The 18,865-nt window shown below is 35.2% G+C and carries 20 protein-coding genes and 1 riboswitch; of the genes, 10 read left to right on the top strand and 10 right to left on the bottom strand.

Features of this window, described 5'->3' with window-relative positions; translation table 11 throughout:
• Positions 1–31: 31 nt before the first annotated feature.
• Positions 32–634: a MarC family protein gene (locus tag EG359_RS08145; RefSeq protein WP_076352372.1), complete on the top strand. Its 603-nt coding sequence runs from the start codon at positions 32–34 to the stop codon at positions 632–634.
• Between the two features lie 4 nt (positions 635–638).
• Complete coding sequence (locus EG359_RS08140) at positions 639–839, top strand: hypothetical protein (protein ID WP_076352749.1); 201 nt, start codon at positions 639–641, stop codon at positions 837–839.
• A gap of 65 nt (positions 840–904) precedes the next feature.
• On the opposite strand, the gene EG359_RS08135 is transcribed toward EG359_RS08140, so the two are convergent.
• From EG359_RS08135 to EG359_RS08115, 5 genes are all read right to left on the bottom strand, one after another.
• Entirely contained in the window at positions 905–1,873 is a 969-nt protein-coding gene (locus tag EG359_RS08135) for a chorismate-binding protein (protein ID WP_076352371.1), read from the bottom strand.
• 257 nt (positions 1,874–2,130) lie between these two features.
• Positions 2,131–2,559 (bottom strand): PaaI family thioesterase, encoded by a 429-nt coding sequence (locus EG359_RS08130; protein WP_076352370.1) that lies wholly within the window; start codon positions 2,557–2,559, stop codon positions 2,131–2,133.
• A gap of 44 nt (positions 2,560–2,603) precedes the next feature.
• Entirely contained in the window at positions 2,604–3,200 is a 597-nt protein-coding gene (locus EG359_RS08125) for a 1-acyl-sn-glycerol-3-phosphate acyltransferase (RefSeq protein ID WP_076352369.1), read from the bottom strand.
• A gap of 314 nt (positions 3,201–3,514) precedes the next feature.
• Complete coding sequence (locus EG359_RS08120; protein ID WP_076352368.1) at positions 3,515–5,239, bottom strand: PspC domain-containing protein; 1,725 nt, start codon at positions 5,237–5,239, stop codon at positions 3,515–3,517.
• Between the two features lie 11 nt (positions 5,240–5,250).
• The gene (locus EG359_RS08115) at positions 5,251–5,580 is read right to left on the bottom strand and encodes a PadR family transcriptional regulator (RefSeq protein ID WP_002977573.1); all 330 of its coding nucleotides are present in this window, start codon (positions 5,578–5,580) and stop codon (positions 5,251–5,253) included.
• A gap of 552 nt (positions 5,581–6,132) precedes the next feature.
• On the opposite strand from EG359_RS08115, the gene EG359_RS08110 reads away from it, so the two are divergent.
• Both EG359_RS08110 and EG359_RS08105 read left to right on the top strand, forming a co-directional pair.
• On the top strand, positions 6,133–6,870 hold the full coding sequence (locus EG359_RS08110; protein WP_084180318.1) for an XAC2610-related protein: 738 nt from the start codon (positions 6,133–6,135) through the stop codon (positions 6,868–6,870).
• Positions 6,871–6,878: 8 nt separating this feature from the next.
• The gene (locus EG359_RS08105) at positions 6,879–7,472 is read left to right on the top strand and encodes an HD domain-containing protein (protein WP_076352367.1); all 594 of its coding nucleotides are present in this window, start codon (positions 6,879–6,881) and stop codon (positions 7,470–7,472) included.
• Between the two features lie 96 nt (positions 7,473–7,568).
• Here the strand turns inward: EG359_RS08105 and EG359_RS08100 are convergent, their stop codons facing one another.
• Positions 7,569–7,952: an acyl-CoA thioesterase gene (locus tag EG359_RS08100; protein ID WP_076352366.1), complete on the bottom strand. Its 384-nt coding sequence runs from the start codon at positions 7,950–7,952 to the stop codon at positions 7,569–7,571.
• Positions 7,953–8,067: 115 nt separating this feature from the next.
• Positions 8,068–8,248: riboswitch (cobalamin riboswitch) on the bottom strand.
• A gap of 33 nt (positions 8,249–8,281) precedes the next feature.
• Positions 8,282–9,079 (bottom strand): hypothetical protein, encoded by a 798-nt coding sequence (locus EG359_RS08095; RefSeq protein ID WP_076352365.1) that lies wholly within the window; start codon positions 9,077–9,079, stop codon positions 8,282–8,284.
• A 92-nt stretch (positions 9,080–9,171) separates the two neighbouring features.
• Here EG359_RS08095 and EG359_RS08090 point away from each other — a divergent pair, with 92 nt between their 5' ends.
• Entirely contained in the window at positions 9,172–10,929 is a 1,758-nt protein-coding gene (locus tag EG359_RS08090; RefSeq protein ID WP_076352364.1) for a hypothetical protein, read from the top strand.
• Positions 10,930–11,000: 71 nt separating this feature from the next.
• On the opposite strand, the gene EG359_RS08085 is transcribed toward EG359_RS08090, so the two are convergent.
• Positions 11,001–13,148 carry an endonuclease MutS2 gene (locus EG359_RS08085; RefSeq protein WP_076352363.1) on the bottom strand — a complete coding sequence of 716 codons (2,148 nt, stop codon included), beginning with the start codon at positions 13,146–13,148 and terminating at the stop codon, positions 11,001–11,003.
• Between the two features lie 173 nt (positions 13,149–13,321).
• Between EG359_RS08085 and EG359_RS08080 the strand changes: the two genes are divergently transcribed.
• The 3 genes from EG359_RS08080 (at position 13,322) to EG359_RS08070 (ending at position 15,584) form a co-directional block, all read left to right on the top strand.
• Positions 13,322–13,831: a GNAT family N-acetyltransferase gene (locus tag EG359_RS08080; RefSeq protein ID WP_076352362.1), complete on the top strand. Its 510-nt coding sequence runs from the start codon at positions 13,322–13,324 to the stop codon at positions 13,829–13,831.
• Positions 13,832–13,903: 72 nt separating this feature from the next.
• Complete coding sequence (locus EG359_RS08075) at positions 13,904–14,905, top strand: acyltransferase family protein (protein WP_076352361.1); 1,002 nt, start codon at positions 13,904–13,906, stop codon at positions 14,903–14,905.
• Between the two features lie 37 nt (positions 14,906–14,942).
• Positions 14,943–15,584, top strand: a complete 642-nt coding sequence (locus EG359_RS08070; RefSeq protein ID WP_076352360.1) for a uracil-DNA glycosylase — start codon at positions 14,943–14,945, stop codon at positions 15,582–15,584.
• On the opposite strand, the gene EG359_RS08065 is transcribed toward EG359_RS08070, so the two are convergent.
• Together EG359_RS08065 and EG359_RS08060 are read right to left on the bottom strand one after the other, a co-directional pair.
• The gene (locus EG359_RS08065; protein WP_076352747.1) at positions 15,571–16,068 is read right to left on the bottom strand and encodes a hypothetical protein; all 498 of its coding nucleotides are present in this window, start codon (positions 16,066–16,068) and stop codon (positions 15,571–15,573) included. The two genes, EG359_RS08070 and EG359_RS08065, sit on opposite strands and share 14 nt — an antisense overlap.
• 16 nt (positions 16,069–16,084) lie before the next feature.
• On the bottom strand, positions 16,085–16,576 hold the full coding sequence (locus tag EG359_RS08060; protein WP_076352359.1) for a DUF456 domain-containing protein: 492 nt from the start codon (positions 16,574–16,576) through the stop codon (positions 16,085–16,087).
• 117 nt (positions 16,577–16,693) lie between these two features.
• Here EG359_RS08060 and EG359_RS08055 point away from each other — a divergent pair, with 117 nt between their 5' ends.
• Together EG359_RS08055 and EG359_RS08050 are read left to right on the top strand one after the other, a co-directional pair.
• Positions 16,694–17,956, top strand: coding sequence for a mechanosensitive ion channel family protein (locus EG359_RS08055; protein ID WP_076352358.1), 1,263 nt, complete (start codon positions 16,694–16,696; stop codon positions 17,954–17,956).
• A 149-nt stretch (positions 17,957–18,105) separates the two neighbouring features.
• Positions 18,106–18,825 carry a pyridoxine 5'-phosphate synthase gene (locus tag EG359_RS08050; RefSeq protein WP_076352357.1) on the top strand — a complete coding sequence of 240 codons (720 nt, stop codon included), beginning with the start codon at positions 18,106–18,108 and terminating at the stop codon, positions 18,823–18,825.
• Positions 18,826–18,865 lie beyond the last annotated feature (40 nt).

Here is an 18,865-nt window from a genome sequence, read left to right as displayed (position 1 = left end):
ATATTTTTGCGAAATTTTTAATTACAAAGAGATGGAAATTTTTGATGGTTTCTCTATTAAAGAGATCGTTACCAGCTTTATGGTTCTTTTTGCCGTTATCGATATTATCGGCTCAGTTCCTATTATAGTAAGCCTTCAACAGAAGTTCGGGAAGATTGAAGCCGGTAAGGCTGCAATTACTGCCGGAGCAATTATGATTGTTTTCCTATTTGTAGGGAATAAGATTCTAAAACTCATTGGAGTGGATGTAAATTCCTTTGCCATTGCCGGAGCTTTTGTGATTTTTGTCATAGCGCTGGAAATGATTTTAGGAATTGAGATCAATAAAACCACAGAAGCAAAGGCCGCATCCATCGTTCCCATCGCATTTCCGCTGGTTGCAGGTGCAGGAACCTTAACAACTGCTTTATCCCTGAGAGCTGAATTCCATGATATTAATATTATCTGCGGAATTATTCTTAATACAATTTTCGTATATTTGGTGCTGAAATCAGCGAAATGGTTAGAGAGGAAAATAGGGGATGCTACATTAATGATCCTTCAGAAAGTTTTCGGTATTATCCTTTTAGCAATTTCCATTAAATTATTTACCGCAAATTTCGCACAGTTGGTGCTGAATTATGTTAATTTTTAAAATTATGAAGAAGTTTTATAAAGTATTTTTAGTAGTGTTTATTGCATTCATGGCCATTAATCTTTATGCTATAAACTGGCAGTTACCGGATATCTTGGCAGACGAAGATAATCTGAGATTTGTATTTTCAGCAGGAGCCGCTGCTATAGGTCTTATCCTACTTTTTGTAATGGATACCTGGAGCAGAATCGGTTTGAAAAAATAATCAAATATTTACAATAGATAATAAAAACCTCTTTCAATTTGAAAGAGGTTTTTTGTTTTTTTGAATTAAAAAGTAACTAGATTTTTCAAAATAGCTTCTGATTTCAGTTCTGTTTCTGTCCATTCCTTTTCCGGATTGCTTTGTGCAGTAATTCCGCCACCTACAAAAACATGCACAGAATCTTTATAAAGTCTTGCACATCGTAGGTTTACAAAATATAGAATGTTTTCTTCAGTTTCAACTTTAATGTAGCCGGCATAGAATTCACGTGGGAATTTCTCGTATTTCCTGATGTTTTCATTGCAAAAGTCTTTTGGAATGCCACAAACTGCGGGAGTAGGATGGAGGTCTTTAATAATTTTGTCAAGATCTTCTGGCTTTATGGTCGTTTTAAAATCTGTACGCAGATGTTTGATATTCCCGGAAACATGATCATAGGTCTCGGATTGTTGAATTTGTTCCGAGAAGTTTTTCAGGATATTCTGAATGTAGGTGGTAACAGGTTTTTGTTCTTCAATTTCTTTTTCAGACCATTCTTCCAAAACAGGAAGGGTTCCTGCCAAAGCCATGGTTTCAAACTCATGGGTTATCTTATTGAACTTTCCCAATACCTCGGAAAAAGCTCCCATCCAGGCATTTTCACCATCATTAAAAAGATATCTGAACGCATTTGGGTAGGATTTACATAAGTTATTAAAACTCTCTTTATAATCGATGATATTAAAATCTGTGAAGATCTTCCTGCGTGAATAAACAAGCTTGGGAAGATCGTTTTCTTTAATAACACCAATAACCTGTTGTAAGGTGTTGCAATATTCCTCCTTAGTTTCGGCAATGAAGTTTGTAGTGTCATTGATTAATGATTCACTGGTGATTGGAGTAGTATTAAATTCCTCCTGATTAACTTTGATAATGTTTCCATTAAAGTCAATATGACTAAGGCTGTTGTAGGAATAAAAATTAACAGCATTTTTATGGGCTTCTTTATCTACAGAATGCAGTCTTTCATCGAAAGGAAGTTTGAAATAAATCATTAGCTATGAATGGATTTTGAAAATCACCGGCCGGAAATGATATAGGAAATTCCGAGGCTGATTTTCCTTTCTGCAAAGGTATTACTAGTCTTAAAGATCTCAAAATTAAAAGCGCTCTTTTTTAACGAAACATTATTTATTCTTGGTTGTATTTCAAAGGGCTTATTATTGAATCTTGTGAAAAATAAGAGTTGTGATAAGTATAAAAAAAGACCCAAAAGAATTGAGCCTTATATTTTGTACACTTATTGTCTTGATTATCTCAGGATGATGTTATTGGTCATCGTGGTATGATTAATAAGGGTTCCTTTCTCATCCCTAATTTCAATTTCAGAGACGTGCATGGTTTTTCCCTTTCTGATAAAACGTGCGGTAGCAGTTACCACTCCGTCTTTTTTACTTCTTAAATGGTTGGAGTTAATATTGGTTCCTACACCATAATATTTTTCACCATCGATGAAGATGTTGGACAGGCTTGAACCCAAAGTTTCAGCCAAGACACAACTTGCTCCTCCGTGCATAATTCCAAAGGGCTGATGTGTTCTTGGGAGTACCGGCATGGTAGCGGTAAGGGTTTCATTCTCGAGATCAATATCGATGAATTTTATTTCAAGGGTTTTTGCCAGGGTTACGTCTCCCCAGTTATTGATAAATGCTAAGATTTCTTCTTTTGTTTGACCTTTCATTATATGATGAATAGATGATTAATAAGTAACTCTGCTTCTAACTTCTAACCTTTGGCTTCCTCTCCATTCCCCATAATATTAGGGTTCCAGTTGGCAGGAATTTTAGGGCCGATGTCATTTTTTATATAATATTCTTCAATCTCCTGCATGATTTCTGAAAAAGGAACGGATGCAAGTCTTTCATAAGGTATCGTGTAGCCTAAATATACAATATTCCTTTTGAAATCTCCTGCTGCCAGTACAATAGGAACCTTTGCTGCCAGAGCCATATGATAGAAGCCTTTTCTCCATTTCGGAACCCAGCTTCTCGTACCTTCAGGGGTGATAACAAGGCTGAAGTCCTCCTTTGCAAATTGATTCGCTACAAAGTTAACCAAATCATTTTTCTGGCTTCTGTCTATACCTATTCCTCCCAGTCCTCTTACCACACTTCCGTACCAGGCTTTGGTATGTGCGTCCTTAATGATTATTTTTAATGGCTTTTCTAAGGACCAATAGGCAAGGTTTCCTAAAATATATTCCATATTGTGGGTATGTGGTGCTACCACAAGGATGCATCTGTTCAGGTTGTTTACATCGCCTTGCAGAACGACTTTCCAGCCTAATAATTTTAACATCAGTTTGCCTATCAGCTTTTTCATAGATTTTTGAATTAAAAACAAAAAAGTATAACCAATTATTGGTTATACTTTTACAAATATATTGAAATATTATTGCTCTTAAAACAAACCGTTGATTAAATCTACGATTTTCATTACGAATTCCATTGCAAATTGTATCATGATAAGAGTGTGTTTTTGGTTGTTTGGTTATTAAATTTTAACTATACGAAATTAAACTTTTTTTTTCACATAGAGAACTAAATACTAGGTTTTTTCACTTTTTTGAGAGAAGAAGGATGTGAATTTCAAACGGTTGCCATCCATTCACATCTTCTACCACTCTCTAAAGTTAATTATTTAGTTTGTATGGAAATTTCGTTTTTTCCGTCCTTGATTTTGATGTCCATATCCTTATTTATTTTCTTAATATCGGATGCTACGGAATCAATTACTTTCTTAGCCTGGTTATTAGGAACTTTTTTACCATTGATAATGATACTGTCCTTATCATCAGAGTTGTATTCTATACTAGAACCATTTACTGTGATTTTATTTTTTTCGATTCTTACCCCGTGGTGGTTTTCATCGTTGTTCTCATCGTCATCATTAATGCCATCGCCATCCAGATCCCCGTTGAAATCAATTCTGTCTTTTTTCAATGGAATTACAACAGCCTTTTGAGGAACTACAAGTTCATAATCTACTCTGTAGTCTCTGAATCTGTGATCGTAAGGATATTTGATGTAGTTAGGAAGTATAACCTTATTGTTTATAACTTCTACAGGAACTGTCAGCTGAAGAGGATAGTTGTACCCGTTTCCTTCTTTCTTAATGATCAGATAAGGTGTTTTTACATCAGGTTTTCTGGTTACTTCTACAGAGATATAGTCTTCCTCATACACTGAATTTTTGTCTGAATAGATGTCATCATCATAAGCCTTGTAGTTCTGCGGAATGCTTACCTGCTTTATGTCTACATAAATGGTATCAGATGTAGTATTAATGGCTACGTTTTCCGTGTCTTCCTTGCTTCCTTTATAGATCAGGTTTTTCTTTGCCATGCTAAGTCCAAAGTAAGTTCCCAGTCCGATCAGAAGAAGAAATAAACCTCCTATTACCCATCCGATATTTCTAAGTTTTGTTTTCGGAGAGAAGATTTTGATGCTTAATAAGCTGAAAAGTATAGCAGGAATTAAACTTCCAATCACCATAATGGCTGCCAATACCTTATCCAGACCATTATCATCCATATAGAATCTTATCTGATTGGCTCCTGGAAAATCAGTATCCATTCCGAAAAGCCCAAACAATACAAATACTCCGATAATGCTTCCTACCGCCATCAATACGAAGAACCCTCCTACGATGTACTTGAATACATTCCAGATACCGCTTCCGGCATTGTTGATGTAAGGTTTGTTTTCTGTGTAGATTTCTCCGACCCTCTGAGTAGATTCATTGGCAAATTGTACCAGTTTATTAGACTCATTCTTAAGATTGTCGAAGTTCATAGGCTTTCCCTGCATTTTCAGGAAATCTGCTGCTGTTTCAGCTTTTGGAAGTACAATCCAAAGAATTACATAGAGAAGTCCGATCAATGAAGAAGAAATTGCTGCTGTGAAGATTCCTAAGACGAAAATCCCTAGCCAGATGGCTCTCATAGCAGTAATATCCATTCCTACATATTGAGCTAAACCTGCGCAAACTCCTGCAATTTTTTGTTTTTCAGGATCACGGAACAATTGTTTTTTGTCTGTGTAACTATTTCCGGTGTTGTTTGTATTTTTAGTCGTATTTTTTTCAGAAAAATAAGCCTCTTCTTGTTCTTCAATCTTCTCAGGGGTTCCGATCTGTGCGATTACTTTTTCTACATCTGTATCGTTGATCACTTCACGTTTTCCCAGAGAATCTCTGAAAATCTCCACCATTCTTATTTCTATGTCATGCATTACCTCATCCGCTTCAGAAGCATCCAGTGAGCTTCTTAGTGCGTTCAGGTAATCGCTGAGCTTTATATATGCGTGTTCTTCTATGGTAAAAGAAAAACCTGCGAGTCCTATTGAGAGTGTCTTGTTCATAGCTTTGTTTTTTAATTTTGTTGGGTGATTTGGTTTACTGAGGCTGTAAGCTCATTCCACGTATTGAGAAGTTCATCCAGGAAAAGTTTTCCTTTTTCTGTAATTTGATAATATTTTCTGGGTGGTCCCCCGGTAGATTCTTCCCATCTGTAGGAGAGAAACTCTCCATTTTTAAGTCTTGTAAGAAGAGGGTAGAGGGTCCCTTCCACTACATCCAGTTTTCCTTTTTTCAGTTCATCTATAAGATCGGAAACATACATTTCGCGATTATTGATGAGACTTAGAATACAGAATTCCAGAATCCCTTTTCGCATTTGCGCTTTGGTATTTTCAGTATTCATCTTTGATAAGTTTTGTTAATTAGTTATATATTTTAGAAAAATACCCCTAGCTAGTTGGGCCTATTCTAATTTTACATTACAAAGATATGTAAATAAAATGGTATTATGCAATACAAAGTAGTGAAATTTTTAAAATAAATAGTTTAACTAATTGATAATCAGCATTATAATTTTATTGCAGATTTTAAGGAATTCTTATTAAAGGCAAAATAATTGATTTTAACCTTAAAAATTGAGTGCTTTAGATAGAGAAATGTAATGAGATAATATTTGTTTTACTTTAAATAGGATTGAAACATCAAGGATTTTATGACAGCCGGTATTTTGCAATCCTGATCAAATTGATTGATACCCAATGGCAACATTGCTTATAATGAGACTTCATAGCCCCGATAGTAGCGGTTACCCCGCAGCATATTGGGGTTTTGGAGTGGTGCGAGGAGTATGAGCGGATAGCGGGAACAGCTTCTAAAAACCAGAGATCTGATTTCATATTTTGAGATATAAAGGCGTATGAATTTTGAGATGGGTAGTAGGATTCGTATTTTTGTTATGGAGATTTTTACAGAAACAGTTGAATTCACATTTACTATTACCATGAATATTTTAAATTACTACAAAGGTTTATCTGCCTTTATTTTATTAGGGCCTGTGTGTTTTGGACAATATCAATTTGAGGTTAAAGATGCGTCGAAAAACTACGATGCTGTGATCCATATTGAAAACTGTTATAATGACGGATGTATGGGTAAGGGAACTGTAGAATTGTTTGATAACAAAAATGCCAAGGTACAAACTTTTACGTCTGATAATCTGGTGCTAAGTTTCGAAAATGATCAAAAACCGATGCCGGGAAAAATGATTCAACTAAAAAAGGAACAAAGTCCTGTGGTTTTTGATGACTTTAATTTTGACGGAACGGAGGACATAGCAATAAGAAATGGAAATCTTGGTAACTATAGCAGTGCTTCTTATGATGTATATGTGTTTAACAGTACAAGGATGGCCTTTGTAAAAAGTAAAGAGCTTACAGACATTGCATCAAGCTATTTTGATCTTTTTGAAACGGATCCTGTTCGTAAACGTTTGATTTGCTATGGAAAGTCGGGATGTTGTAATTTTTTTACCACAGAATATAGGGTGATTCCGAATAAAGGACTGGATAAGGTACTTGAAAAGGAAGAGGATAAGAGTGATGAAAAGTATGTAAAGGTGATTACACAAGAAAAAATAAATAATAAATGGATTACCAAAACCAAGGTATATCCAGCCGAAGAATATCATAAATAAAAAGTAAGATGAAGATACAGAAAGAGATCGATTTTATCCTGGCAGTGGATGCCCTGAAAAATGTACAAAGAAGAAATTATAATGCAGATGACTCCCGAAGAGAGAATACGGCAGAGCATTCATGGCAAATTATTATTCTGGCACAAATCCTTTATCCATATGCGAAAAACCGTACAGATATTGATTTGCTGAGGGTAATAAGAATGCTTTCTATTCATGATCTTGTAGAGATTGAAGCTGGTGATACTTTTTTGTTTGATGAGAAAGCAATGGTTGGAAAATTTGAAAGAGAAAAAGTCTCTGCCCAAAAGATCTTTGGAATTCTGGATGAGCCTTTGCGTACAGAGTTCTTTAATTTATGGCTGGAATTTGAAGAGGAAAAGACTCCTGATGCTATTTTTGCTTGTGCCATCGATAGAATTATGCCTTTTATCCTGAATTCTCATACTTCAGGAAAAAGCTGGACAGAAGCCGGAGTTACGGAAAAGCAAATTAGAAATATGCTTGAAAATGCCATTACCAGAGCATCGGACGAGATGGGTGAAGCATTTGAACTCTTATTAAACAGAAGCCTGGAAACTGAAAAAGTAGTGAAATCATAAAATAACTCAATATCCGGTCTTATTTCTATGAAAGAAAGAGATTGGTTATTCCTGTTTTGGAAAATTTTCGGGCGGCCATTGGCCGCCCGAAAATTATTATAGTATTTGAATTGGCTTTTTGAATTCGTCAATTGCTACAAAGGTAAAATCACCTACAATTGCTTTTTCTCTTTCGTAGGAGTACATTTGTTCTGTAAAGATCTCCACACTCACTTTCATACTTGTTTTTCCAACATGTGAAACTCTTCCAATCAGTTCAACAATAGTTCCGGCAGGAATAGGTTTTTTAAAATCAATCTTATCGCTGCTTACCGTTACCACTCTTTTTCTTGCAAATCGGGTAGCAGTAATAAAGGCTACTTCATCCATCAGCTGCATGGCAGTACCTCCGAAAAGAGTATCATAATGATTGGTTGTGTTGGGGAAAACCGCTTTAAAGATTCTGGTTTCGGCTGCTTCAATTCTTTCTTCTGTAGTCATATTTCATTATTAATTAAGGCGAAATGAAATAATATTAAAACAACAGAATAATGACAGGAATCTTAGAAATCCCTGAAACAATCCATCAGATCAATAAAACTTCAGATCGCGAAAGTTTCTTGTTTAAGAAAAGGCAGGTCTCCTGACTTGTAACATCTTTTATCTCCTTCCCATGCCTCGCACAGTGGATCTTTTGATAAAGATTTCAGTTACTTACAGTTGCGCGACAGTCCGTGATTTTCACACGGTTCCCTTTTAATCTGCGGTTAGGCAGAACCAGTTTCTGTGATGAATAAGCGTTAAACTTTTTCGGTACAAAAATAATGAATTTATTCCGGATTATGATAAATAATCTGGCTGATCACTCTTCCTTTCTTGATCGTCCAAAGGGTGGTATATCTGTTTTCTCCCGAACCATTGATCATATAAAGGAAAATATTGTCGTTGTCCAGAGAAGTAACCCCTATGTTGTTAAAATCCATGGTAGGCTGGAACATGTTTTTGATAGCTTCCCTTACAAAAACAGACCCTCTTCCGGGTTGTTGTACTCTGATAGACTTAATTTCCGTCATTCCTTCGGGAAGATCGTTTCCTATTCCCCAAGGTTTTACTTTATCAATCGTAAGAAGCTTTCCTTCCGCATCCTTTTCCTTTTTACGGTAGCCGGCATTGGATGGGTAAATATCAATGACCACTTTGCTTCTTTGAGAAGTCAGAACTTTGGGATCAGAATTATCTGTGAAAATTAATGATTTTCCGTTTTTAGATTTTGAAGGAGTATAGGCTGGAAGCTGATCAATATAAGCGATACGTTCCTTATTGACCATTCCTTCCTTGTCAAGAGTTTCATAACGTACAAAAGGCTTATCATCATCCTGTTTTTCAGGATATTTGATCCATATCCACTCAGTTTCTCCCGGAGCAGGCTTTACATAAACAAATACATCACCTTTACGCATACGGATTTTGTCGACAATTTTTCTGTAATTGTCCTTGTGTACACGTACATTGGCATATCCTTCCTCTGCTTTTACAACACCAAAGGGAACTTTATTCTGACCCTTAACGAGTGCTAAAGAAAAAATACTGAAAGCGGATAAGTAGAATGCTTTGTTTATGAAAATCATGGTGACTTTTTTTGATGCTCCAAATATATAAATTAAATGCTTTTCAGAATTCTGAATTTTAAAATTATATTTGAACTTCCTATTAAATAATCATGAAGAATATATTTAAATTCATAGCCCTACTTTTTCCTGTGATATTCTCAGCACAGTTCAATTTCTTTTCATATACCTACGCAGATTGTCTGGAAGAATCTTTTCAGGAGCAGTTGGGTATCAATTTATCAATTTCAAAAGAGGGAAGCTATAAAAAGGCAAAGGATTTGTTGAAATCTGATTATTACCAAAAGCATACAAAGGAATCTTTTTTTATTCAAACATTACTGGATTATAACACTCTGGGTAAGGAGAAAGCATACCGCAAAATTTCAGAATCTAAACTTTCAGGAGAAGACCAGGATTTTTTAAAAGTATGGTTGGCATTATATACTCAAAACCCGGCAGATTATGAAATTTTATATTCTGGCTTCAGGAAAAAGTATCCTTATAATATGGAAGCTATGAAACTTTATTTCCGAAGTAAGATGATAGATGCGAATAGATTGTCAGGTGTTTCATATACAGAAAAACAGAAAGCTTTGGTAAGTATTGATAGCCTTATGAGTACGAAACTTAGCTCCGATGCCCAGTTATACTTTTCCTTATTAAAATTAGATTTCAAGGATTTTGACAGAGCAAGTATTAAAAATTCGCAGATAAAGTTTTCTGAATTTAGAAAGCTTTGGAATAGTTCACGAGATAAAATGAATTACATTGGGGTAGGCAGAATCATTGGTCACTGTGAGGCAGACTGCGACTCCGTTTCGGTATGGATTTCTGAAAAAAGAGAAGAAGACAGACCATTCACCAGTACTGAAAAAGTGTATGTACTTCTCAATAGACAAATGAAAAAGGATACAGAAAAGCTTTCTGTTTTTGAGCTTCAAAAAAAGATTTCCGAAATTTATGAAAAGGAAAATAATGAAGAACAAAAAGATCACTTAAGAGGTTTGGTTACTGCTTTTTCTATGGATAAGGTTCCGGATTTAGGGTTTTTAATGGAGGGAGCAGTTAGAAAAATCAATTTTAGCCCTGAATTTTTGAAGAAATTTACTCTTCAGTGCAAGAGTCGGGAAGCTTGTTTCGAAAAACTTAAAGTACTGATTAAACAAACAGATTATTCTGTCTTGGGGAATTCGGAGGAAGTGCAAAGTCAGGTTCTATCAGAAGTTCAGAAAGAACTTGGCAAATATCCGTTGGAAATTGTGAAACAGGGATATGGGTTGCTGGTATATACCAATACAATGAATAAGTTATTGCTGCTTTTTATGGAAGATGGATTGGGAAAATATAAGGAAAATACACCTACAGAAATCTATTCTTCAACATCTTCCTTATTGGAATATATTGCAGAAAATCCTTTGTATTACGAAGAAGTAAACTATGGATCAGAAAACGGTTACAAGGAAATAAATTCAAAAGAAAAACTTAGAGAGTTTAATACTAAAATGGAAAAAATAATTTCAGATTTTCCTGGAGCTTTAGGGATAAGACTCAAGTATATTTTTCTGAAAAATCAATTCAGTGAGCTTGTTCCCCAAAATGAAAGGCAGAATTTCTACTTTGATTATTTAAAAAATATAGTGGACTTCTTTTGCCTGAATCAGAGATTAGATTTTGTAGATTTTGAAAATTTATTTTTCAGTTCATTCATGGAAAAGAGGGAAGACCTTTTGATGCCTTTTAAAGAATTTTATACAAAATTAGATATTTCTACTCAAAAGAAAATCAATGACTATCTTAATTTGAAAATAAAAGAATTTCCGAGATCTGAAAACCTGAAGAGAATTTCAGAAAAGCTGGGCAAGGAATAATAAATGATAAAAAATAGAAAGAGAGTACTGAAAAGCACTCTCTTTTATAATTTGAATAATCTTCAAACAGATTAAATTCTCTCTAATTCGTCAGAATTAATCGTCGTCTTGAAAGTTCCGTAATTAACGATCACTTTGTTTCTGGAAATTTTCTCAATTGTTCCAACACTGGTACTTCCGGTGATGCGAACACGCTGGCCAATTTTCATCCAAACTGCACGATCGGTTTTGCGTTTTTCTTCCAGCTTTTCATTGGTTTCAGTGATTTTCTCAATGACTTCTTCTTTTTTAAGCTGTTGAGTAATCTTTCTCTTCACTACCTGAAGTCGCTTGGTTTCATCTTTATCAGCTCCAATTTTCCTGAACTTTTCCTGTTCTAAAATTTTCACGAAATCCTTTACCACATCCTTTCGTGATTTTCCTTTTACATAACTGTCGATAAAAGCTTCAATCTTATTTCCAAACTGTAGTTTACGGTGTTCTTCTTCATAAAGCTTCTGGAAATTGAAGAGTTTCTGCTGAAGCTGATCATTCAGTTTTTGGAGATTATCACGTTTATCTTCTACAGATTCTTTTCTTTCGGCAAGATCTGTTTTCAGTTTTTCAACTTCATATTTTTCCTGCTGTAGCTTTACGATGGTTTTATCAAGATTAACAATATCGTGCTCTACCTTTTTCTTTGCAGAATGAATGATAAACCTCGGGATTTTATTCTTTTCCGCCACTTCAAAGGTGAATGAACTTCCTGCCTGGCCAACTTCCAGTTTGTACATGGGTTCCAGAGTTTCCTCATTGAAAAGCATAGCCGCATTCTGGGCATTTGGAAGTTGTTCTATGACTAATTTGATGTTGGTATAATGCGTTGTAATAATCGCAAAACTTTTCTTATCATAGAAAAACTCCATAAAGCTTTCTGCTAAGGCACCTCCCAATTCAGGATCAGATCCGGTTCCGAACTCATCAATCAGTAAAAGAGTATTAGCATCAGCCTCACGAATGATTCCTGACATTTTCTTTAACCTCGAAGAATACGTCGATAGATGGTTTTCAATAGATTGATTATCACCAATGTCGGTCATTACTTTTTCAAAGAAAAACATTTCAGACTTCGGATGTACGGGGACCAAAATACCACTCTGAATCATCAACTGCAGTAATCCAACTGTTTTCAGCGTAATAGATTTTCCTCCGGCATTAGGCCCGGAAATACAGATGATCCTGTTGTGTTCCGTTAAAGCCAGTGTCTGTGGATGAATCGTCTTGTTCTCAACCTTATTTCTTAACCATAATAATGGATGGAAAGCATCTTTCAGCTTCAATGTTTTATGGCGGTTGATCTTCGGAAGAATTCCGTTTACCAAATCTGCAAACTTTGCCTTAGCTCTTGTAAGGTCAAGATCAAAAATATAAATCTGATACCTCCAAAGCTGAGGTTGAAACTCTGCCAGTTCTGCAGTAAGCTTTCTGAGAACCTTGTCGATCTCTTTTTTCTCCTCCTCCTCATTTTCACGAAGCTTGAAGTAATGTTTTACTACACTATCCGGCTGGATGTAGGTAATGGAACCTGTTTTTGAAATTCCCAAGGTTCTTCCAGGAACTCTTTTCTTAAATCCTGACTTTACGGCTAAAACCCTTTGATCATCAATAATTGTTTCTCGTATGTCGTCCAAAAAGTCACTCTGTCCATAAGTGGTAAGAGCACGGTTGAAGTTTTCCTGAATAGCTTTCTTGGCATGCTGTATCTCGGTTCTCAAATCTTTTAAGGCCGGAGAAGCTTCACTTTTTACCTCACCAAAACGGTTAAAAACCTTATCTACCTTATCAATGATCTCTTTTCTGAATTCCAGTACAGAAATCTCTTCCAATAAAGTAGGAAATGTCTCAGGCATGGTAGGGAAGAACTTTTGTAATCTTCCGATCTGTTCCGTGATGGTTTTTATTTTGATGAAAGCACTGTTTTCCAGACGGTAATTCTCAATCAGCATCAATTTCAGCTCACTTTCAATATCTTCATATTCATCAAACGGAATAGCATTTGAACTTTCAAAACTAGACAGATATTCTGATGTTTTTTTTAATGAAAGTTCCGCCTCGTCAATTTCCATGGGACGAAGTTGAAGAATTTTTTCTCTTGTTTTCGGAGAATACGCAAATGGGGAAATTTCCGCGAGCAATTGCGGAAACTCTAATTCGTCTAAATCTTCTTTATCTATATACACAATGCAAAGTTAGTGAGAATTTTGATTATTATGTATATTTGAGTGATTTACAAAATATATCCATCCGGGAAAATATGACCCAGATCTTTTTAAGACCAAAATAATTGGAAAAGTAGTCAAGTTGGATGACAAAAACAGAATGTAGATGGAGAAACCTTAATAAAGAAGATTAAATGAAACTGGAAACTGAAAGATTGATTTTAAGCGGCATCAATGAAAGTCATGTAGAAGATATTCTGAAAATCCGAAGCAATGAGGTTATTAATCAGTATGTAAAAAGAAATTCTCCAAAAACCAATTATGATGCTCTGGAGTTTATTCTACATATCAAAAGAAAAGCTCAGGAGAAAGAAATTATTTTCTGGGGAATCTCTTATAAAGGTTATCCAAACCTTATTGGAACAATTTGTCTGTGGAAGTTTTCTGAGGATAGGAAAACAGCAGAAGTTGGGTATGAATTATTGCCGGATTATCATCACAAAGGAATCATGTCAGAAGCCTTGAAAGCCATTTTGGAGTTTGGATTTAATCAATTGAACTTACAGAACGTGCTTGCCTTTACAAATAGGCTAAACACTAATTCGCAGTTGCTGCTCTTAAAGCATCATTTTGTTTTGGAAGAAAGTAAAAAAGATGAAAATAATCCAGATAATTTTATTTTTAGCTTAAAAAATCCGCTCTGAGGGATTAATCCTTGAATCCATCATGTTTTTTTTTATCTTTATCGCCAGACAGATCGATATTATAGAGCATATATGAAAAATGAAATAAAATCCTTAACCGGGTTGAGAGGAATTGTAGCATTGTGGGTAACCTTTTTTCATTTTATCCATTTTAAAATAGATCTGATTCAAACTGTTGTAAAGAAAGGCTATGTTGCCGTGGATATCTTTTTTGTGTTAAGCGCTTTTTTATTGGCAATTTCTTATGCTGATAAATTTAAGGCCCTAAACTTTAGTGTAATACAGAAATTTTATAAGAAAAGGGTAAACAGGATTTATCCCGTCTATTTTTTATCCGTTATTTTCATTGCAGTATTCTTAATAGACACTTCTAAAACGAAATTTCTGATTAATGCTGCTTTACTGCAGTGTTTTTTTAATCCTAATTATTCATTAGGGAGTGTTTATTGGTCATTAAGTACCGAGTGGATTTGTTATCTCATATTTCCTTTCTTGCTTTTCTTTATCGTTCGTTACAAAATACGTAGTGAAATATTAATTGTGGCAGGTCTGGTTTTAAGACTGATCTTTCCGTACTTTCCGGATAACCTGTACCTAGGCTCAGACATGCAGATGCAAATGATTAAATCTTCGGCCTATCTTGATATTACTTTTGGCCTAAATTCCTTAGTAAGAACCATATCCTCTTACTTGCTGGGAATAGGAGTTGCTTTTTTACCTAGCATTACATTGCGAAAAAATCTGGTTACTTATATTGCATTGATTCTGTCTTTGTTATTACTGTATACAGAAAAAGGACTGTTCTTTATTCCATTATTATCGGCGATAATGATTAAACAGTTGTATGATGGGGAAGATAGTATTGTTAAAAGGTTCTTGGGAAGTAATGCCGTTTATTTTCTGGGAAATATTTCCTACTCATTATATATTATCCATTATATAGTATTAGTGCAGAAAATTGTTTTTGTATCCTCAGAGCTGTTGAATAGCTTCATATTAATTGCTTTGTCTATTGTATTATCCTATTTCTCCTATATTTTGATTGAAAGAAAAGTGAAGATATTTAAGGTATAGACTATGCTTTTATTTTAATATTAATTATTTTTGCAACATGACCTGGACAGAAATTTTAGCCCCAATAAAAAGTACTGAATACTTCAAAACCCTTTGGGAGAAAGTAAAAAATGAATATGCAACCACAAAGGTTTTTCCACCAAAAGATCAGATCTTCAGAGCATTGGAACTGACTTCATTTGAAGATGTTGAGGTAGTTATCATTGGTCAGGATCCTTATCATAATGATTATCAAGCCAACGGGTTGTGTTTTTCTGTTTCTGAGCAGGTTACTGCACCACCATCCCTTAAGAATATTTTTATTGAACTGAAAGATGATCTTGGAGTAGTAAGAACTTCAAAGGAATTGGATGACTGGGGAAAACAAGGCGTTCTTTTGCTGAATGCTACCCTTACAGTTCGTGCACACACGCCAAATTCTCATAAAGACCTTGGCTGGGAACAATTTACCAATTTTATCATTAAGGAAATTTCTGATAAAAAAGAAAATGTGGTTTTTGTATTGTGGGGAGCTTTTGCACAGAAAAAAGCCGAACTTATAGATCCGGCTAAACATTTTATTATAAAATCGGCACACCCGTCGCCCTTCTCTGTTTATAGAGGTTTTTTTGGAAGCAAGCCCTTCTCAAAAATTAACGAGTATCTTGTTTCCAAAGGGAAAAAGCCTATTGCGTGGTAGAATCGGAAGTTTTTCCGGCTTTTTTGATGGAAATCCCGATCTTATATTTGCCGTTTAATGCCGTTGTTCCTCCATCTGCCTTAGGATAAGGGTTTACCTCCTGCAATGTAATCGTATATCCGTTAAAATCGGCTGATTGTCGATAGTTCCTATTGGGGTAATCCATACTGGCGAGATTTAAAACCATAGGTCGGGTAGAGATTCCCATGACTTCAACCTGAGCAAGTGCTGCTCCGGCCCAAATACAATTTACCCCTTCAGGGCATCGGCTGTCCTCAGAAATTCCCTTGAAAGTAACATTCATCTGGAATTCTTTCAGGAATTTGTTTTCACCCTGATTCAAATAAACGATACCGTTCTTTTGATCAGGAGTTGTATTTGTAGTCATTTCAGAAGTTTTTGGAGTTGCCTTGGCTTTCTTTTGGGCATCGCATCCTGTTAATGCAAATATTCCCAGACTAAGTATGATAGCTTTATGAAACATGATTTCTCTTTTTTTGTTAAATAATATCAAACATATTCAGAAGTACTACCAAAAACATTGCCACTCCCACTACAAAGCTAAATCCGGTTCCGTAAATAAACCCAATTAATGCTCCTTTAGTGGATTGTAATGCCTTGTTCATATCCTTGCTGTCATGCAGAAGCTCCCCAATAAATACCCCTGCAAACATTCCGATCAGGAAGCCTAAGGGTATCGGAATAAATATTCCTACAATGGTTCCGATTACAGATCCAATGCTTCCCCAGCGCGTCCCTCCATATTTCCTGTTGGTTTTAGCAGGAATTACATAGCTCAAGATTACAGAAGCCAACGTGAGAATACCAAACGCCCAGATATAGATCATCGGAAGATCAGCATCAGTCCCGAATTTATAGATCAGCAATCCGCAGATACTTAGCAATAAGCCGGGAAGAACCGGGAGAAAAGTACCCAATATTCCGACAAATAATAAAACAAGACAGAGAATATTAATGATTGTTGTATCCATTTTTTTAAATATAAACTAAGATATGAAAAAAGTAAATTGATAAAAGGTTTAAAATTTGGGATGAAAATTGATAATGAATAGTAAATTCATCATTCTTAATTTTATAAATTTGCTGTAATGAAAAACGAAATACAAGATACCAGAGATTTTCTGCAGAATATCAGTGATCAGATCCATTATTTTGTGAGAGATCATGTATATGCTGATCTGGCACTTCCTATTCAGATTATGCTGAAATTTTTATTTCTGGCAGGGATGATCTATCTCTTGGATTTTGTTTTTAAATTCATTGTCAATACTATTTTCAAATTCTTTTTTGATAAAGAAAAATTCCCTATTTTAAAGTCAATCTATGATTCAAGAATTACCAATTCCGTGGTTCATCTAGGAGCATTGAACTTTGCGGGATATGCATTGCTTTCCGTCTTTTACAGACATCCGAAAAGCTTTGCATTGTTGGAGATTATTGTTGGGGTTGCTACTATTTTTGTGATTGCAGGATTATTATTTAGAGCTTTAACGGCTTTTAGAAATTATTTTGTAATCAAACAAGATTACTACAAAATCATGACTCTTAATGCCATTTCTGAAACAGTAAAAATCTTTGGAATTTTTGTACTTTCTGTAATAGGAATCTGTTTGATTTTTGGAATTAAAGGAGGAACCATTTTAGGAAGTTTGGGGGCAATAACAGCTGTTCTGGTTTTAGTTTTCAGAGATACCATTTTAGGATTTGTTACCGGACTTCACGTTGCTACATCCAAAAACATGAAAGTAGGTGACTGGATCAGTATTCCCAAGTACAGCATTGAAGGAAACATTACAGAGATCAATCTTTTGACTACAAAAATCACCAATTTTGATAAAACGGTTTCCACAATTCCTACTTATGATTTACTGACCACTGAGATCAAAAATCTGCAGGTGATGTCAGAATCCAATACCAGAAGAATCAAGAAATCCATTTATTTCAATATCAATTCCTTTAAATTCCTTACTGATGAAGATATTGAGCGCTTAAAGGAAATCAACTTAATTGCAGATTATCTGGAAGAAAAAAGACAGGAAATCAAAAAAGAAAAAGAGAATGTGAGCCATAATGATAAAGAAATCAACGGAAGACAGCTTACCAATATCGGTGTTTTCAGATATTATGCACAAAAATATATAGAAAACGATCCTGATATTGAGAAAAGTGGAGCCAGAATGGTTCGTCAGCTGGAGATTACTCCACAAGGGCTTCCTCTGGAAATCTACTGTTTTGCAAATGATTCAAAGTGGGAGCATTTTGAACAGATTCAGGCAGATATTTTCGACCATTTGCTGGTAGCTTCGAAGGAATTTGAGCTTCAGGTAATGCAGGTAAGTGTAAAAGTATAATGAACAGAAAGTGAGATATTAAGGCTAGAAATTAGTTTTTAAAACCTTACTCAAAAAATAATAAAAGAGTCAGCATTAGAAGTTAATCTTACGATACTATATTGTAAGTCTACATCCGATATCTGACGTCTAATATCTTAAATAAAAAAATGACAAAACTAAGCGTAAACATTAATAAGATTGCGACCTTAAGAAATGCAAGAGGAGGAGAAACACCAAGTGTTACAGAAGCAGCGATAAAGATCCAGGAATTCGGAGGACAGGGAATTACCATTCATCCAAGACCTGATGAAAGACATATTACAAGAAAAGATGTCTATGATCTGAAACCATTGGTTACGACTGAGTTCAACATTGAGGGAAATCCACATCAGTCTTTTATTGATATGGTGCTAGATGTAAAACCTGAGCAGGTGACATTGGTTCCTGATGCAGATGATGCCATCACTTCAAATGCAGGTTGGGATACAAAAAAACATTTGGATTATCTTACGGAAATCATCGCAGAATTTAAAAAAGCAGGAATCCGTACTTCAATTTTCCTTGATCCAATGCCTGAGCTGGTAGAATATGCAGCAAAGACAGGAGCAGACAGAATTGAACTATATACTGAAGCTTACGCGAAAGATTATTTGACAAATAAAGAACAGGCTATAAAACCTTATTATGATACAGCTGTTGCAGCTACTGAGTTTGGACTAGGAATCAATGCAGGACATGATCTGAGCTTAGAGAATCTAAAATACTTTGCAGACAATATCCCTAATCTATTGGAAGTATCCATCGGGCATGCTTTAGTTTCCGAGGCACTTTATATGGGACTGGAAAATACAGTTCAATCTTATTTGAAGAGATTGGCAAAATGGTAATAAATAATGGAGAAGCTAGAAGTTAGAGGAAACCAATGCC

It is taken from the genome of Chryseobacterium joostei (genome assembly GCF_003815775.1).
GTDB classification, from domain to species: Bacteria; Bacteroidota; Bacteroidia; order Flavobacteriales; family Weeksellaceae; genus Chryseobacterium; species Chryseobacterium joostei.
This window is presented reverse-complemented; position numbering and strand designations above follow the sequence as displayed.

Coding starts and splice junctions, on each gene's coding strand:
- EG359_RS08145 (WP_076352372.1), top strand. CDS start 32: ATGGAAATTTTTGATGGTTTCTCTATTAAAGAGATCGTTACCAGCTTT.
- EG359_RS08140 (WP_076352749.1), top strand. CDS start 639: ATGAAGAAGTTTTATAAAGTATTTTTAGTAGTGTTTATTGCATTCATG.
- EG359_RS08135 (WP_076352371.1), bottom strand. CDS start 1,873: ATGATTTATTTCAAACTTCCTTTCGATGAAAGACTGCATTCTGTAGAT.
- EG359_RS08130 (WP_076352370.1), bottom strand. CDS start 2,559: ATGAAAGGTCAAACAAAAGAAGAAATCTTAGCATTTATCAATAACTGG.
- EG359_RS08125 (WP_076352369.1), bottom strand. CDS start 3,200: ATGAAAAAGCTGATAGGCAAACTGATGTTAAAATTATTAGGCTGGAAA.
- EG359_RS08120 (WP_076352368.1), bottom strand. CDS start 5,239: ATGAACAAGACACTCTCAATAGGACTCGCAGGTTTTTCTTTTACCATA.
- EG359_RS08115 (WP_002977573.1), bottom strand. CDS start 5,580: ATGAATACTGAAAATACCAAAGCGCAAATGCGAAAAGGGATTCTGGAA.
- EG359_RS08110 (WP_084180318.1), top strand. CDS start 6,133: ATGGAGATTTTTACAGAAACAGTTGAATTCACATTTACTATTACCATG.
- EG359_RS08105 (WP_076352367.1), top strand. CDS start 6,879: ATGAAGATACAGAAAGAGATCGATTTTATCCTGGCAGTGGATGCCCTG.
- EG359_RS08100 (WP_076352366.1), bottom strand. CDS start 7,952: ATGACTACAGAAGAAAGAATTGAAGCAGCCGAAACCAGAATCTTTAAA.
- EG359_RS08095 (WP_076352365.1), bottom strand. CDS start 9,079: ATGATTTTCATAAACAAAGCATTCTACTTATCCGCTTTCAGTATTTTT.
- EG359_RS08090 (WP_076352364.1), top strand. CDS start 9,172: ATGAAGAATATATTTAAATTCATAGCCCTACTTTTTCCTGTGATATTC.
- EG359_RS08080 (WP_076352362.1), top strand. CDS start 13,322: ATGAAACTGGAAACTGAAAGATTGATTTTAAGCGGCATCAATGAAAGT.
- EG359_RS08075 (WP_076352361.1), top strand. CDS start 13,904: ATGAAAAATGAAATAAAATCCTTAACCGGGTTGAGAGGAATTGTAGCA.
- EG359_RS08070 (WP_076352360.1), top strand. CDS start 14,943: ATGACCTGGACAGAAATTTTAGCCCCAATAAAAAGTACTGAATACTTC.
- EG359_RS08065 (WP_076352747.1), bottom strand. CDS start 16,068: ATGTTTCATAAAGCTATCATACTTAGTCTGGGAATATTTGCATTAACA.
- EG359_RS08060 (WP_076352359.1), bottom strand. CDS start 16,576: ATGGATACAACAATCATTAATATTCTCTGTCTTGTTTTATTATTTGTC.
- EG359_RS08055 (WP_076352358.1), top strand. CDS start 16,694: ATGAAAAACGAAATACAAGATACCAGAGATTTTCTGCAGAATATCAGT.
- EG359_RS08050 (WP_076352357.1), top strand. CDS start 18,106: ATGACAAAACTAAGCGTAAACATTAATAAGATTGCGACCTTAAGAAAT.